Source organism: Microbacterium terrae, from assembly GCF_017831975.1.
GTDB lineage: Bacteria > Actinomycetota > Actinomycetes > Actinomycetales > Microbacteriaceae > Microbacterium > Microbacterium terrae.
The window spans coordinates 2202938-2217740 of sequence record NZ_JAFDSS010000001.1; the positions used below are offsets into that span (position 1 = coordinate 2202938).

The 14803-nt window shown below is 70.4% G+C and carries 12 protein-coding genes; 9 read left to right on the forward strand and 3 right to left on the reverse strand.

The annotated features are described in order from the left end of the window. The first annotated feature begins 13 nt into the window (after nucleotides 1–13). The 6 genes from sdhA (at nucleotide 14) to trpS (ending at nucleotide 7240) form a co-directional block, all read left to right on the forward strand. Nucleotides 14–1858 carry a succinate dehydrogenase flavoprotein subunit gene (sdhA, locus tag JOD63_RS10165; RefSeq protein ID WP_045274172.1) on the forward strand — a complete coding sequence of 615 codons (1845 nt, stop codon included), beginning with the start codon at nucleotides 14–16 and terminating at the stop codon, nucleotides 1856–1858. Continuing rightward, nucleotides 1858–2652 (forward strand): succinate dehydrogenase iron-sulfur subunit, encoded by a 795-nt coding sequence (locus tag JOD63_RS10170; protein ID WP_045274173.1) that lies wholly within the window; start codon nucleotides 1858–1860, stop codon nucleotides 2650–2652. Before sdhA ends, JOD63_RS10170 begins: the two co-directional genes overlap by 1 nt. Before the next feature lie 7 nt (nucleotides 2653–2659). After that, complete coding sequence (locus JOD63_RS10175; RefSeq protein ID WP_045274174.1) at nucleotides 2660–3871, forward strand: MFS transporter; 1212 nt, start codon at nucleotides 2660–2662, stop codon at nucleotides 3869–3871. 9 nt (nucleotides 3872–3880) lie between these two features. Further along, nucleotides 3881–5110, forward strand: coding sequence for a YihY/virulence factor BrkB family protein (locus JOD63_RS10180; protein ID WP_245617919.1), 1230 nt, complete (start codon nucleotides 3881–3883; stop codon nucleotides 5108–5110). Nucleotides 5111–5290: 180 nt separating this feature from the next. After that, on the forward strand, nucleotides 5291–6157 hold the full coding sequence (locus tag JOD63_RS10185; RefSeq protein ID WP_157003909.1) for an exodeoxyribonuclease III: 867 nt from the start codon (nucleotides 5291–5293) through the stop codon (nucleotides 6155–6157). Between the two features lie 78 nt (nucleotides 6158–6235). Further along, nucleotides 6236–7240 (forward strand): tryptophan--tRNA ligase, encoded by a 1005-nt coding sequence (trpS, locus tag JOD63_RS10190; protein WP_084613302.1) that lies wholly within the window; start codon nucleotides 6236–6238, stop codon nucleotides 7238–7240. Between the two features lie 431 nt (nucleotides 7241–7671). Here the strand turns inward: trpS and JOD63_RS17805 are convergent, their stop codons facing one another. After that, nucleotides 7672–8187 (reverse strand): endonuclease domain-containing protein, encoded by a 516-nt coding sequence (locus tag JOD63_RS17805; RefSeq protein ID WP_245243897.1) that lies wholly within the window; start codon nucleotides 8185–8187, stop codon nucleotides 7672–7674. Nucleotides 8188–8858: 671 nt separating this feature from the next. Between JOD63_RS17805 and JOD63_RS10200 the strand changes: the two genes are divergently transcribed. Further along, nucleotides 8859–9419, forward strand: a complete 561-nt coding sequence (locus JOD63_RS10200; RefSeq protein ID WP_045275802.1) for a GNAT family N-acetyltransferase — start codon at nucleotides 8859–8861, stop codon at nucleotides 9417–9419. Nucleotides 9420–9503: 84 nt separating this feature from the next. Further along, nucleotides 9504–10364, forward strand: a complete 861-nt coding sequence (locus tag JOD63_RS10205; protein ID WP_045275803.1) for an Fpg/Nei family DNA glycosylase — start codon at nucleotides 9504–9506, stop codon at nucleotides 10362–10364. Nucleotides 10365–10409: 45 nt separating this feature from the next. Here the strand turns inward: JOD63_RS10205 and glpK are convergent, their stop codons facing one another. Further along, entirely contained in the window at nucleotides 10410–11954 is a 1545-nt protein-coding gene (gene glpK / locus JOD63_RS10210; RefSeq protein ID WP_045275804.1) for a glycerol kinase GlpK, read from the reverse strand. A gap of 65 nt (nucleotides 11955–12019) precedes the next feature. After that, nucleotides 12020–13738 (reverse strand): glycerol-3-phosphate dehydrogenase/oxidase, encoded by a 1719-nt coding sequence (locus JOD63_RS10215; RefSeq protein WP_045275805.1) that lies wholly within the window; start codon nucleotides 13736–13738, stop codon nucleotides 12020–12022. A gap of 85 nt (nucleotides 13739–13823) precedes the next feature. Here JOD63_RS10215 and JOD63_RS10220 point away from each other — a divergent pair, with 85 nt between their 5' ends. Continuing rightward, nucleotides 13824–14801, forward strand: a complete 978-nt coding sequence (locus JOD63_RS10220) for a sugar-binding transcriptional regulator (protein WP_045275806.1) — start codon at nucleotides 13824–13826, stop codon at nucleotides 14799–14801. The last annotated feature ends 2 nt before the right edge of the window (nucleotides 14802–14803 follow it).

Consider the following 14803-nt stretch of genomic DNA (forward strand, 5'->3'; position numbering starts at 1 on the left):
AGGCATTCCACACGTGAGCACCCAGACCCCCTCCTCCGCCGAAAGCACCGCGAGCTACGTCAAGGACGGCGTCCACTACCACCAGTTCGACATCGTCATCGTGGGCGCCGGCGGCGCCGGCATGCGTGCCGCGATCGAAGCCGGACCCGGTGCGCGGACCGCCGTGATCAGCAAGCTCTACCCCACCCGCTCCCACACCGGTGCGGCGCAGGGCGGCATGGCGGCGGCTCTCGCCAACGTCGAAGAGGACTCGTGGGAGTGGCACACGTTCGACACCGTCAAGGGCGGCGACTACCTCGTCGACCAGGACGCGGCCGAGATCCTCGCGAAGGAGGCCATCGACGCGGTCATCGACCTCGAGAACATGGGCCTCCCGTTCAACCGCACGCCCGAGGGGAAGATCGACCAGCGCCGCTTCGGCGGCCACACCGCCGATCACGGCAAGACGCCGGTTCGCCGCGCCTGCTACGCGGCCGACCGCACCGGCCACATGATCCTGCAGACGCTCTTCCAGAACTGCGTCAAGCTCGGCATCAACTTCTTCAACGAGTTCTACGTGCTCGACCTGATCACGGTGAAGAACGACGACGGCTCGACCGGCACCGCCGGCGTGGTCGCCTACGAGCTCGCAACCGGCGAGCTGCACGTCTTCCACTCGAAGGCCGTCATCTTCGCGACGGGCGGCTTCGGCAAGATCTTCAAGACGACCTCGAACGCCCACACGCTCACGGGCGACGGCGTCGGCATCGTCTGGCGCAAGGGCCTCCCGCTCGAGGACATGGAGTTCTTCCAGTTCCACCCGACCGGCCTCGCCGGCCTCGGCATCCTGCTCACCGAAGGCGCCCGCGGCGAGGGCGCGATCCTCCGCAACGCCTCCGGCGAGCGCTTCATGGAGCGGTACGCGCCCACCATCAAGGACCTCGCTCCCCGCGACATCGTCAGCAGGTGCATGGTGCAGGAGGTCGCCGAGGGTCGCGGCGCCGGACCCCACCGCGACTACGTGCTGCTGGACTGCACGCACCTGGGCGCCGAGGTGCTCGAGACCAAGCTCCCAGACATCACCGAGTTCGCCCGCACCTACCTCGGCGTCGACCCGGTGGTCGAGCCTGTGCCGGTCATGCCGACCGCGCACTACGCGATGGGCGGCATCCCGACCAACAACAACGCCGAGGTGCTGAGCGACAACACCACCGTCGTCCCCGGCCTCTACGCCGCGGGCGAGTGCGCCTGCGTCTCGGTGCACGGCTCCAACCGTCTCGGCACGAACTCGCTGCTCGACATCAACGTGTTCGGCAAGCGCGCCGGCCGCAACGCGGTGGAGTACGTCAAGACCGCCGAGTTCGTGCCGATGCCCGAGGATCCCGCCGCCGAGGTGCGCGGGCTGATCGAGGGCCTCCGCAACAACCAGGGCACCGAGCGCATCGCCGTGCTCCGCAAGAAGCTGCAGGACGAGATGGACCGCAAGGCCCAGGTCTTCCGCACCGACGAGTCGCTGACTGAGGTGCTCGGCACGATCGAAGAGCTGCGCGAGCGCTTCAAGAACGTGCACGTCGACGACAAGGGCAAGCGGTTCAACACCGACCTGCTCGAGGCGGTCGAACTGGGCTTCCTCCTCGACATCGCCGAGGTCGTCGTCGTCACCGCACGCAACCGCAAGGAGAGCCGCGGCGGACACATGCGCGACGACTTCCCCACGCGCGACGACGAGCAGTACATGCAGCACACGATGGCGTACCTGTCGGGGGATGCCGGCTCCTCGAACTCCGAGGACCACATCCGCCTCGACTGGAAGCCCGTCGTCTTCACGAAGAACGAGGCGGGCGAATTGCGCTACCCGCCGCTGGAGAGGAAGTACTGATGGCGACCCTCGTCGCAGTTGACGCACCGGCCGAGGTCGACCAGACCCCGGCCGCCGAGAACGCGAACGACACCGGCATCCAGTCGTTCCTCGTCACCTTCATCATCCGCCGGTTCGACCCGGAGGTCGACGAGGAGCCGCGCTGGGTGGACTACGACGTCGAGCTGTACTCGACCGACCGCGTGCTCGACGCCCTCCACAAGATCAAGTGGGAGGTCGACGGCTCGCTCACCTTCCGCCGGTCGTGCGCGCACGGCATCTGCGGCTCCGACGCGATGCGCATCAACGGGCGCAACCGCCTCGCCTGCAAGACCCTCATCAAGGACCTCGACATCTCGCAGCCGATCTATGTCGAGGCGATCAAGGGTCTGCCGCTCGAGAAGGACCTCGTCGTCGACATGGAGCCGTTCTTCGCGTCGTTCCGCGAGGTGCAGCCGTTCCTGATCTCGAACTCCACGCCTGAGAAGGGCAAGGAGCGCGTGCAGTCGATCGTCGACCGCGAGGTGTTCGACGACACCACCAAGTGCATCCTGTGCGCCGCCTGCACCTCGTCGTGCCCCGTGTTCTGGACGGACGGCCAGTACTTCGGACCGGCAGCGATCGTGAACGCCCACCGCTTCATCTTCGACTCGCGCGACGATGCGGCCGATGTGCGCCTCGACATCCTCAACGACAAAGAGGGCGTGTGGCGCTGCCGCACCACCTTCAACTGCTCGGAGGCGTGCCCCCGCGGCATCGAGGTGACCAAGGCGATCGCCGAGGTCAAGCAGGCAGTGCTGCGCGGACGCCCGTAGCCGTCGGATGACACGACCCCTGCGCGACGACGCGCCCACCGCACCCGGCTCCATCCCCCGCGTCCGCGCTGCGGTGACCGCGGCCTACGCCGCGCAGGGACTCGGCTACGCCGTCATCGTGACGTCGCTGCCGGCGCTCAAGGAGCGCCAGGGCGTCGACGACACGATCGTCACGATCATCGTGCTCGGCGTCGCGATCGCCGCCGCGGCGGGCTCCGTCCTCGCGAACACGCTGGCGGTGCGCTTCGGCAGCCGGGTCGCACTCGTCGCAGGTCTGGCGCTGCAGGGCATCGCCCTTCCCCTCATCGCGCTGCCGACACCGTTCGCGCTCTTCATCGCGGCCTTCGCGCTGTTCGGCGTCGGCCTCGGCTGCGTCGACGCCGCGGTCGCGATGCAGGGCGTCGCCGTGCAGCGCCTGTGGGGCAAGCCGCTCCTGGGCGGGTTCTTCGCCGCACTCACCGCCGCGGCCATCGCCGGGGCGCTCCTCGTGTCGGCAGTCACGCTGACCGCCACGGCCGCGGGGATCGCGCTGGCAACGGCCGGGGTGATCGCGCTCGGCGTCGCCGGCGTCGGCATCCGTCTCTTCGCACGCGATCCGCTCGTCGACCCGACAGTGGAGGCATCGCCGCGCGGACCGCTCCCCCGCGCCGGCATCTGGGCCTTCGGGTTCGTGATCCTCGCCGTGTTCGTGGCGGACTCGGCGGTGAGCACGTGGAGCACGGTGTACCTCCACGACGACCTCGGCGCGCTCGCGTGGGTCGCACCGCTCGGCTACGCCGCCTACCAGGCGGCGGTGCTGCTGACCCGGCTCGCGACCGACCGCCTGCAGGTCGCGCTCGGGCGCGCGCGGCTGGTCGCGATCGCGGCGGTGATCTCGGCAGTCGGATGCGCCGTGGTCGCACTCCTCCCCGCTCCGGCCGCCGCCGTCGTCGGGTTCGCCCTCGCCGGCATCGCGACGGGCGTGCTGGTGCCGGTCACCTTCGGCGCCTCCGGCGACCTCGAGCCGGCGCGCAGCGACCAGGTGATCGCACGCGTCAACCTCTTCAACTACGCCGGCGCCATCCTCGGCGCGGTCGTGGTGGGGGTCCTCGCCGACGGTCCGGGCATCGGCCCCGCGTTCCTCCTGCCGGCCGTCGCGCTGCTGGCGGTGCTGTTCGTGGTGCCGCGGTTCCGCGTCACCGTCGCGTCGTCGGCGAAGGCGGCATCCGAGGCTCGCTAGTCTGGCTCCGTGAGCCGCACCGACCACCGAGACGCCCGCGTGTCGGCCGACGCCGCCCAGCGCGAAGAGGAGTCGCTGCGCGCCCGGTGGGAGGCCACCCAGGAATCGCTGCGCGAACGCTTCGACGAGCCGATCAGCCGCGCCACGCGCCTCACCCAGAAGACGCTCGCCTGGTTCCCCGTGCGCGTGTGGCGGCGGTTCCTGCAGCGCAACGGCTTCCTCCTCGCTGCCGGGGTGAGCTACCAGGCGCTGTTCGCCACGTTCGCCGCGATCTACGTGGCCTTCGCGATCGCCGGGCTGTGGCTCGGCGGCAGCGAGGAGGCGATCACCGGGCTCATCAACCTGATCAACAGCTACATCCCGGGCCTCATCGCCGCCGAAGGCGGGCTGTTCACGCCCGACCAGGTCACCGAGATCGCGACCTCGAGCGCGGGGGTGCTCGGGATCACGGGTGCGATCGCGCTCGGGACGCTCATCTGGACCGCCATCGGGTTCGTGACGTTCGCGCGCCGCGCGGTGCGCGACATCTTCGGCCTGCCGCCCGACCTGCGCAGCTACGTGTACCTGAAGGCCCGCGACTTCCTCGGCGCGATCTTCTTCGCCCTCGCCCTCGTGCTGGGTTTCGCCGCAACCTCGATCGGCACGTGGGCCCTCCACTTCATCTTCGGCCTGTTCGGCTGGAACGACGCCTCAGGCTGGTACGTCGGCGCGACCCGGGTGGGCACCATCGTGATCTCGCTGGCGATCTTCTCGGCTGCGCTCGGCGGGCTCATCCGCTTCCTGACCGGCACGAAGCTCCCCTGGCGACGCATCGTGCCGGGCGCGGTGCTCGGCGGTGCGGCGATCACCGTGCTGCAGCTGTTCACCGGCTGGCTGTTCGTCTACACGCCGACCAACGCCCTCCTCGCGACCTTCGCCATCTTCGTGGGGCTGCTGCTGTGGTTCCGCATCATCGGCATCATCATGCTCGTCGCCGCCGCGTGGGTGGCGGTCAGCGCCGACGACGAGGACATCCCGCTCCTGCCGCAGACCGAAGCCGAGCGACTGGCCGCCGAGCACGCGGCGCTGCTCGTCGCCGCCCAGGTGCGACTGCGCACCGCGCAGGAGGCGGCGACCAGTGCGCCGTGGCACCGGCAGTGGATGGCCGCACGCGCGGTGCGCGAGGCGGCGGCGGAGCTCTCCGAGGTCGAGGCCGCGACGCCCCCCGACCGGCCGAAGGGCTCGTCGCTGTTCGAGTGAGGCGGCGGCGGCGGTCGGCGCCGCGGCGGCCGGGCGCTCCGGTGTCGGCAGTCGCACGCTCCGGTGTCGGCGGTCGCACGCTCCGGTGTCCGCGGCCGGGCGCTCCGGTGTCCGCGGCCGGGCGCTCCGGTGTCGGCGGTCACACGCTCCGTGTCGGCGGTCGCAACTAGGCTGGCCGTCGTGTCTCGCAGCATCCGCATCGCCTCTGTCAACGTCAACGGCATCCGCGCCGCCGTCCGCAAGGGCATGATCGAGTGGCTCGATCATGCCGACGTCGACATCATGGCCTTGCAGGAGGTGCGAGCGACGCTCGACGAGCTGCGGATCGCGCTGCCCGGGTGGGAGATCGTCAACGACGAAGCCCTCGCCAAGGGCCGCGCCGGCGTCGCTATCGCGAGCCGGACGCCTGCCACCGCGGTGCGCCGCGTGATCGGGCCCGAGCCGGGCGACGACGTCGACCGCACCGAGTGGGCGGGGCGCTGGATCGAAGCCGACTTCGAGGTCGACGGCGAACGGGTCACTGTCGTGAGCGCGTACGTGCACACCGGCGAAGCGGCGACGCCGCGCCAGGATGCCAAGTGGGCGTTCCTCGACGCGCTCGAGGCGCGCCTCCCGGTGCTCGCCGCCGACGGGGCGCTGGCGCTGGTGATGGGCGACCTCAACGTCGGGCACCGCGAGCTCGACATCCGCAATTGGAAGGGCAACGTCAAGAAGTCCGGATTCCTCCCGCGCGAGCGGGCGTACTTCGACCGCTACTTCGGCGATGCGGGCACCGATGTCGTGGGCGTCGACGGCTCGTCGGGCCCCGGACTCGGGTGGGTCGACATCGGCCGCCGCTTCCACGGCGACGTCGACGGGCCGTACACCTGGTGGTCGATGCGCGGGCGCGCGTTCGACAACGACACCGGCTGGCGCATCGACTACCACCTCGCCTCGCCCGCGCTGGCCGCGCGCGTGACCGACTACTCCGTGCTGCGGGCCCCCTCGTGGGACACCCGGTGGAGCGACCACGCCCCCGTGATCGCCGACTACACGATCGGCGACTGACTCGGTCATCGACCGTCGTGGCGGCTGTCGCGACGAGACCGGGCGGGCGCGGCATCCGTCACCTCTAGAATCGATCGGGTGACCAGACCCCGCCTGTACTCCGGAATGCAGCCTTCCGCCGACTCCCTCCAGATCGGCAACTACATCGGGGCGCTCATGCAGTGGCGCGATCTGCAGCAGGCGTACGAGGCGTTCTTCTCCGTCGTCGACCTGCACGCGATCACCGTCGCACAGGACCCGGAGCACCTGCGCGAGAAGACCCGCCGCACTGCCGCGCAGTACATCGCCGCCGGCATCGAGCCGTCGAAGTCGACGCTGTACGTGCAGTCGCACGTTCCGGCTCACGCCGAGCTCGCATGGATCCTCTCGACCATCACCGGCTTCGGCGAGGCGGGGCGCATGACTCAGTTCAAAGACAAGTCGTCGCGCTACGGCGCGGAGTCGACGTCGGTGGGCCTGTTCACCTACCCCGTGCTCATGGCTGCCGACATCCTGCTCTACCAGACCGACATCGTGCCGGTCGGCGACGACCAGAAGCAGCACGTCGAGCTCACCCGCGACCTGGCGGAGCGGTTCAACTCGCGCTTCGGCGAGACGTTCCGCGTGCCGATGCCGGTCATCCAGCAGGAGACCGCCCGCATCTACGACCTGCAGGTGCCCACCGCGAAGATGTCGAAGTCGGCCGAGACGGATGCCGGGGTGCTCTGGCTCCTCGACGACCCGGCGAAGTCGGCGAAGAAGATCATGCGCGCGGTGACCGACTCGGACGGCACGGTCCGCTACGACCGTGAGAACAAGCCCGGAGTCTCCAACCTGCTCGTGATCTACGCCGCTCTCACCGGCCGGCAGATCCCCGCGATCGAGGACGAGTACGCCGGCCGCGGCTACGGCGACTTCAAGAAGGGCCTCGCCGAGGTCGTCGTGAACGAGTTCGGGCCCGTGCGCGAGCGCGCCCTCGAACTGCTCTCCGACCCGGCCGAGCTCGACCGCGTGCTCGCCGCGAACGCCGACCGCGCCGCCGAGGTCGCAGAAGCCACGCTCTCCGACGTCTACGACCGCGTCGGTCTCCTGCGCCGCGCCTGACCGTCGGGCCCGGGGCGGCGGCGCGCGCCGACGGCGCCCTCCCGCCTCCCGCCCCGCTCCCGCCCCCGCCTCCCGCTCCCGCCCCCGCCTCCCTCTCCCGCCTCCCGCCTCCCGCCTCCCGCTCCCGCTCCCTCTGACTACTACGCCCCGCGCAATCGTTCGCTCGTGTGCCTAATGCAGGATGGATAAGCCGATCCGCCCTCTGGCAGTCCCGCGGCTGCGATTCGACCTGCATTAGGCACGCAGAACTCAGCGGCCGTGGTTGTGCATGGTTCGACGCGCACCCGGAACGGCCGGGCCTGAAACCGGACGAGACTGCGTCTTGCGGTCGATCCGAGTACGTCAACGCTGCGTCTCTCCGTATCCGGCCCGCTGGGCAGAGCGACGGGGCATCTGCGCTCCGGCCTCGGAGGCTCCGCGACGCGGACGACTCAGCCGCGCCGACGCGACAGCACTCCTCGGAGAGCAGCAAGCACGTCCTCAGGGCGATAGAGGATGTCTTCGGCCACGAGGCGCAGCACGACACAGCCCTGCTTCGCCAGCGCCAGGTCCCGCCGATAGTCCTTCATCTGCTGCGCCCACTCGGAGTGGAACTTCTTGCTGTCGCACTCGATAACGAGCCACCCGTCGACGACCATGTCGACGAACCCCACCCCATCGAAGTGGACCTGCAGCTCGCAGGCGTGCCCGAGACTCCGCACCATGAGTCGCACGATCGTCTCTGAGCCCGCCTGCGCTCGACCGTCGATGAGCGGCACCAGCACTCGATACTTCGCCGGCAGCAGATCGAACACGCTCCCGATCTGGTCGAGCGTGATGAGTCCGAGATTGAGCGCGCTGTCGATCGACGCGACTGCCGCCCTTGCGTTCTGACAGAGCACCGCGTGCGCGAGCGCCACGACGATGTCGACGCACGTGCTCGCACCCGGATCATCGCCGAGAGACATCCAATGAAGGCGCGTGCTGCCGGAGCGCTTGGGCTGCAATCGCTTCCGCCGATCGCGCGGCGAGCGCATGCGACCGGCAGTCGGAGCCAGTTGCACGTGGAGACGCACATTGGTCAGCACGAACACACCGAGCAGCTCGAGGAGCGACAGACAGGTGAGGCGTCCGCCGACGCGAACCGCGCGGACAACGATCTCAGGAGCATCCGGGGGCAGATACCGATCGCGTCGCGCTCGCAGGACCAACCCGTCACGGACAGCATCCGCGATGCCGCGGCGTGTCATCCCCGACGCGAGGAGGTCTGCTCTCGTCTGATGGCACTCCCACATGACCGACAAAGATGCCGTGGGTAGCTCGACGCCCGACGACCGTGCATCACATCTGTGCACTACCGCAGCCCGCTACGCGATGTGGAGCAGCCGACGTGGACCTAACTCAGGACTGGTGGATGAAGGCCGTCGAAGAACCGCAGAATTCCGGGCTGGCCGCACGAGACGACCGCAACCATCCTGCATTGGGCACGGAGGGGCTGCAGGAGGGGTCGCCTGCGGAACGCTTGACCGTGGCCGATCGAACGCCGGCACGGGGAGAGGCGAGGGCCCGCGCGAGGTGGGATCCTGCACGATGAGGGAGACGGGACACAGACCGGCGCCGGGAGCCATAGGCTGGCGCCGTGCAACCGGTCACCCTGCGGACGAAGCGCCTGGTCCTGTCGATCCCGACGCCTGACGACGTCGACGCGATGTACGAGGCGTGCCAGGATGCCGACATCCAGCGCTACACGCCGGTGCCGGCGCCGTACGAGCGCGAGCATGCCGAGAACTTCGTCGCGCAGATCCCGAAGGACTGGAGCGCCGGGGTTCACCTCACATGGGGCATCCACGAGAACGGGCCGCTCGTCGGCACCATCGGCATCTACCGCATCGGCTCCCGGCAGGGCGAGCTCGGGTACTGGCTGGCGCCGGGTGCGCGCGGGCGCGGACTGCTCACCGAGGCCGCCGCGACCGTTCTCGAGTGGGGGTTCTCGCCCGACGCACTCGATCTCGAGCGGTTCGAATGGCGGGCGGTCGTCGGCAACGAGACCTCGGCGCGGATCGCGCAGCGCCTGGGCTTCCGCTACGAGGGCACGCTGCGTCAGGCGCTCGTGAGCCCCCGCGGCCGCGACGACGGCTGGATCGCCGGGCTGCTCCGCACCGACGACCGCGCCCCGCAGACCTGGCCGGTCAGCGGCTGACCGCGCCACGCGCTCGTCCACCCAGATCCCGACCGCCCAGATCCCGACCGCCCAGACGTCGGCGCCCCGTGGCAGGATGAGCGCATGCCCGAGATGCCGGAGGTGCAGGGGCTCGTCGACTTCCTCGGCGAGCGGGTCACGGGGGTGGGCATCACGCGCACGATGGTCGCGAACATCGCCGCGCTGAAGACCTACGATCCCCCGATCGAATCGCTGAAGGATGCCGTGATCACGGGCGCGTCGCGCCACGGCAAGTTCATCGACCTCGCCACCACCGGCCCCCACCTGGTCTTCCACCTGGCCAAGGCGGGCTGGCTGCGCTTCACCGAACAGCTCGCGCCCACCCTGATCAAGCCCGGCAAGACCCCGATCGCGCTGCGGGTGGCGCTCGCCGACGGGTCGGGGTTCGACCTCACCGAAGCCGGCACCAAGAAGTCCCTCGCGGTGTACGTGGTGCGCGATCCCGCCGATGTGCCGGGCATCGCCCGGCTCGGGCCCGATCCCCTCGATCCGTCGTTCACCCGCGATTCGCTCGCCGCGCTCCTCGGCGGGCGTCGCACCCAGATCAAGGGGGTGCTGCGCGACCAGTCGATCATCGCCGGGGTCGGCAACGCCTACTCCGACGAGATCCTCCACGCCGCCAAGATGTCGCCCTACGCGCTCGCGTCGAGCCTCGGCGACGACGACGTCGACCGCCTCTTCGCGGCGATGACGACGACGTTGACGGATGCTGTCGCCCAGGCATCGGGCAAGCCCCCGGCCGAGCTCAAAGACGCCAAGCGCCGCGGCATGCAGGTGCATGCCCGCCGCGGCGGGGCATGCCCGGTCTGCGGCGACGTGGTGCGCAGCGTCTTCTTCGCCGACAACTCGCTGGAGTACTGTCCGACGTGTCAGACCGGCGGCAAGATCCTCGCCGACCGCCGGCTGTCGCGTCTCCTCAAGTAGCCCGGCCCGCCGACGCACCCACGGTGGACGCGCCCACGGCCGGTGTCACGACCCGGTGGTGCCCATGAGCTCGCGCGCGTCGTCGTCGACCCAGTCGAGCGACTTCGACACCGCCTTTCGCCACATGCGGTACCGGCGGGCGCGCTCGTCGTCGCCCATGACGGGCTCGAAGCGCACGTCCTCCTGCCAGTGCGCGCGCAGCTCGTCGAGGTCGCGCCACACCCCGGTCGCGAGGCCGGCCGCATACGCCGCGCCGAGCGCCGTCGTCTCGATCACCTTCGGGCGGATCACCGGGATGCCGAGGATGTCGGCCTGGAACTGCATCAGCAGGTCGTCGCGGGTCATCCCGCCGTCGACGCGCAGCTCGTCGAGCGAGCGCCCGGTGTCGGCGACGACGGCGTCGATGACGTCGCGGGTCTGGAAGGCCGTCGATTCGAGCGCGGCACGGGCGATGTGCGCCTTGTTCACGTAGCGGGTGAGGCCGACGAGCGCTCCGCGCGCGTCGGGGCGCCAGTAGGGGGCGAACAGCCCGGAGAACGCGGGAACGAAGTAGGCGCCGCCGTTGTCGTCGACGGTGGCGGCGAGGGTCTCGACGTCTTCGGAGCGCTGGATGATGCCGAGGTTGTCGCGCAGCCACTGCACGAGCGACCCGGTGACGGCGATCGAACCCTCGAGCGCGTAGCGCGCCGGCTCGCCCTCGCGCCGGTAGGCGACGGTGGTGATGAGCCCTGCCCCCGAGCGCACGATCTCGGTGCCGGTGTTCACCAGGAGGAAGTTGCCGGTGCCGTAGGTGTTCTTCGACTCCCCCGCGTCGAACGCCGCCTGTCCGAAGGCCGCCGCCTGCTGGTCGCCCAGGATCCCGGCGACCTTCACTCCGTGCAGGACCTCGGGGATCTGCGAGACCCCGACCACCTCGGACGACGAGCGGATCGCCGGCATCATCGACCGCGGGATCCCCCACACCTCGAGGAGGTCGTCGGACCAGTCGAGGGTGACGAGGTCCATCAGCAGGGTGCGCGACGCGTTCGTCACGTCGGTGACGTGGATGCCGCCGCGCGCGCCGCCCGTGAGGTTCCACACCACCCAGGTGTCAGGGGTGCCGAAGAGCAGGTCGCCCGCCTCCGCCGCCGCGCGAGCGCCGGGAACGTTGTCGAGGATCCAGGCCACCTTCGACGCAGAGAAGTAGGTCGCCAGCGGAAGCCCGGTCGCCTCGGCGAAGCGGAACGTGCCCGCGTCGTCGCCCGCCGCCATCTCGTCGAGGCGCGGCTGAGTGCGCGTGTCCTGCCAGACGATGGCGTTGTGCACGGGGCGGCCGGTGCGGCGATCCCACACGATCGCCGTCTCGCGCTGGTTCGTCACGCCGACGGCGGCGATGTCGGATGCCTGCACCCCGGCACGCCCGAGGCAGGAGGCGATCACCCACTCGGCGCTGGTCCAGATCTCGACCGGATCATGCTCGACCCACCCGGCACGCGGGAAGATCTGCTCGTGCTCGCGCTGCGAGACGGCCTTCACCGCGCCGGTCGCATCGAAGACGATCGCCCGGGTCGAGGTCGTGCCCTGATCGATCGCCAGAACGTGGTCGGCCACGCGGGCTCCTCTCTCGCGGGCGGCATCGCCCGCTCCCGCCGTCCCGTGTCGGGACGGCCCGTCGGTCAGGCTACCGTGCGGTCGCTCGGCGCCCAGGTCGGGTCGGCGGCGTGCACGGCGTCGAGTGCGCGATCGACCTCGGCGCCGGCCTGCTTCGCGTCCCACCCGAGCACCGGAGCCACGGCATCGGCGATCTCGATCACCGCGTCGCGCGTCGCACCGCCGATGAAGGCCAGGCTGGTGCGCCGCATCAGCAGGTCGTCGAGGTGCACCACGTCTTCGCTCACGGCGAGATGGCGCATCTCACCCGAGCTGTAACCGGGTGCGTGCTCGAGGGCGTGGTCGTCGCCATCGTCTGACAGGGCGTCGATGACCGACGACGCCACGGTGCCGTAGCGGTCGAGAAGGGTCGCCACGCGCGCCGCCGGCAGGTCGGCGCCGTGGGCGGTGAGCCACTGCTGCCGTGCACGCTCCGTCGTCGGGTAGCCGAGCCCGCCGCCGATCGGCATGCCCTTCGTCGAGCGACGCCGCGGCAGCGACAGCAGGTCGAGCGCGCGGTCGGCGAGATGCTCGGCAGATGCGCGGAACGTGGTCCACTTGCCGCCGACGAGGGTGAGCACCGTGGCGTCGCCGCCCGGAAGAGGTGCGTTCTCGATGCGGTAGTCGCGTGAGACGAACCCGGGGGCCACGTCGCCGTGCCCCGGCAGCGGGCGCACGCCCGAGAACCGGTAGACGATCTGCTCGCGCCGCACCTCGATGCGCGGAAGCACCTGCCCGATCAGGTCGATGAAGTAGTCCACCTCGGCTTCGGTGCACACCGCGGCGTCCGCGATGTCGTGCTCGAGGTCGGTCGTGCCGACGAGCACGCGCCCTTTCAGCGGGTAGATGAGCACGATGCGGCCGTCGGCGTTCTCGAAGAAGAGCTCTCGACCGCCCGTCGCCGCGAGGAGCTCGGGGTGGTCGAGCACGATGTGCGAGCCCTTCGTGCCGCCCATGTAGCGGGTCGGGTGCCCGAGGGCTGCGCCGGTCAGGTCGGTCCACGGGCCCGACGCGTTGATGACGACGGATGCCCGGAACGGCGTGCGTGCGCCGGTGACGGCATCCTCGATCACGACGCATCCGTCCTCGACACCCACCGCGGCGGTGTAGTTCGCCGCGCGGGCACGGTCTGCGCCGGCTGCGCGGCCGTCTCGGACGACGTCGAGCGCCAGCCGCTCGGGGTCGTGGAGCGACGCGTCCCAGTAGGTGGCGGTGTACTTCACGTCGGGGTTCAGCTCGGGAATGGCGGCGAGCGAGCGCTTGCGCCCGCGGAATGTGTGCCGCTGCACGCGTCCGCCGCCGCGCGAGAACGAGTCGTAGATCACGAGCCCGATCTTGATGAGCGCGGCCCCGCGCTCGCGGTGCACGCCCGAGCCGTGCCGCAGGAATCGCATCGGCGCAGAGAGCACCCCCGAGAACGTGGAGAAGATGGGGATCGTCGTCTGCAGCGGCCGGACGTAGTGCGGGGCGATCTCGAGCAGCCCGTTGCGCTCGGTGACCGCTTCGTGCACGAGGCGGAACTCGCCGTTCTCGAGGTAGCGGATGCCGCCGTGGATCATGTGAGACGACGACGCCGACGCTCCGCTGACGAAGTCGTCGCGTTCGACGAGGGCGACGTCGACGCCCTGGAGCGCAAGGTCGCGGAAGGTCGCGAGTCCGTTGATGCCGCCGCCGATGATCAGCACGTCGGCATGCGGTCGTGCGGCCAGCGCCTCGAAGCTGCGGCTCGTTCGTGCCCCGTCCATCGGGTCCCCCTGTCGTTCGTGCGTCCCATCCTGTCAGCCCTGGACGTTGTTGCATGCCATATGCACAAACGTGCAAGATGGCGGAATGGCCGATGATCCGTCCGACCCGCAGACCGCGCAGCGGGCGCTCACCGCAGCGCACCTGTACTACGTGCAGGAGCGCACGATGGAGGCGATCGCCCGCGAGTTGCGCACGTCCCGCTCGACCGTCTCGCGACTGCTCGCGCATGCCCGCGCCACCGGCATCGTCGACATCCGCGTCCGCTCCCCCTTCGACGCCCCGAGGCGTCTCGAGGACGACATCGCGGAGCGATTCGGCGTCACCGCCCACGTCGTGCCCGTGACCGACGACGCGACCGAGGTCGAGAGCCTCGACCGCGTCGCGGCTGCTGCGGCGCATCTGCTGCACGACCTGGTGCAGACCGACATGACGGTGGGGGTCGCCTGGGGCTCGACCACTGCGGCGGTCAGCCGCCGCCTCGTACCCAAGCCGGTGCGCGGCACGGCCTTCGTGCAGCTGAACGGCTCGGGCAACACCCACACCACCGGCCTCCTCTACGCCAGCGAGATCCTGCGCCGCTTCGCCGCCGCGTTCGGCGGGAGCGCGCAGCAGTTCCCGGTGCCGGCGTTCTTCGACGACCCGCGCACCCGCAGCGCGATGTGGCGCGAGCGCAGCACCCGGCGCATCCTCGCCCTGCAGGAGACGATGGACATCGTCGTGTTCAGCACCGGCGCCGCCGCCTCGACGGTGCCGAGCCACGTCTACACCGGCGGCTATCTCGAAGCGCGAGACCTGGAGGCGCTCGCCCGCGAACGCGTCGTGGGCGACGTCGCCACCGTGTTCTACCGCGCCGACGGGTCGAGCACGGGGATCGCGCTGAACGACCGCGCGACCGGTCCGGCGTTCGAGGTGCTGCGCCGTGTCCCCCGGCGGGTGTGCATCGTGTCGGGGGTCTCGAAGCTGGCGAGCCTGCGCGGCGCCCTGGCTGCCGGCCTCGTGACCGACCTCGTCGTCGACGACGCCACAGCCCGAGCCCTGCAGTCATCTGGCGACGCGGAATGAAA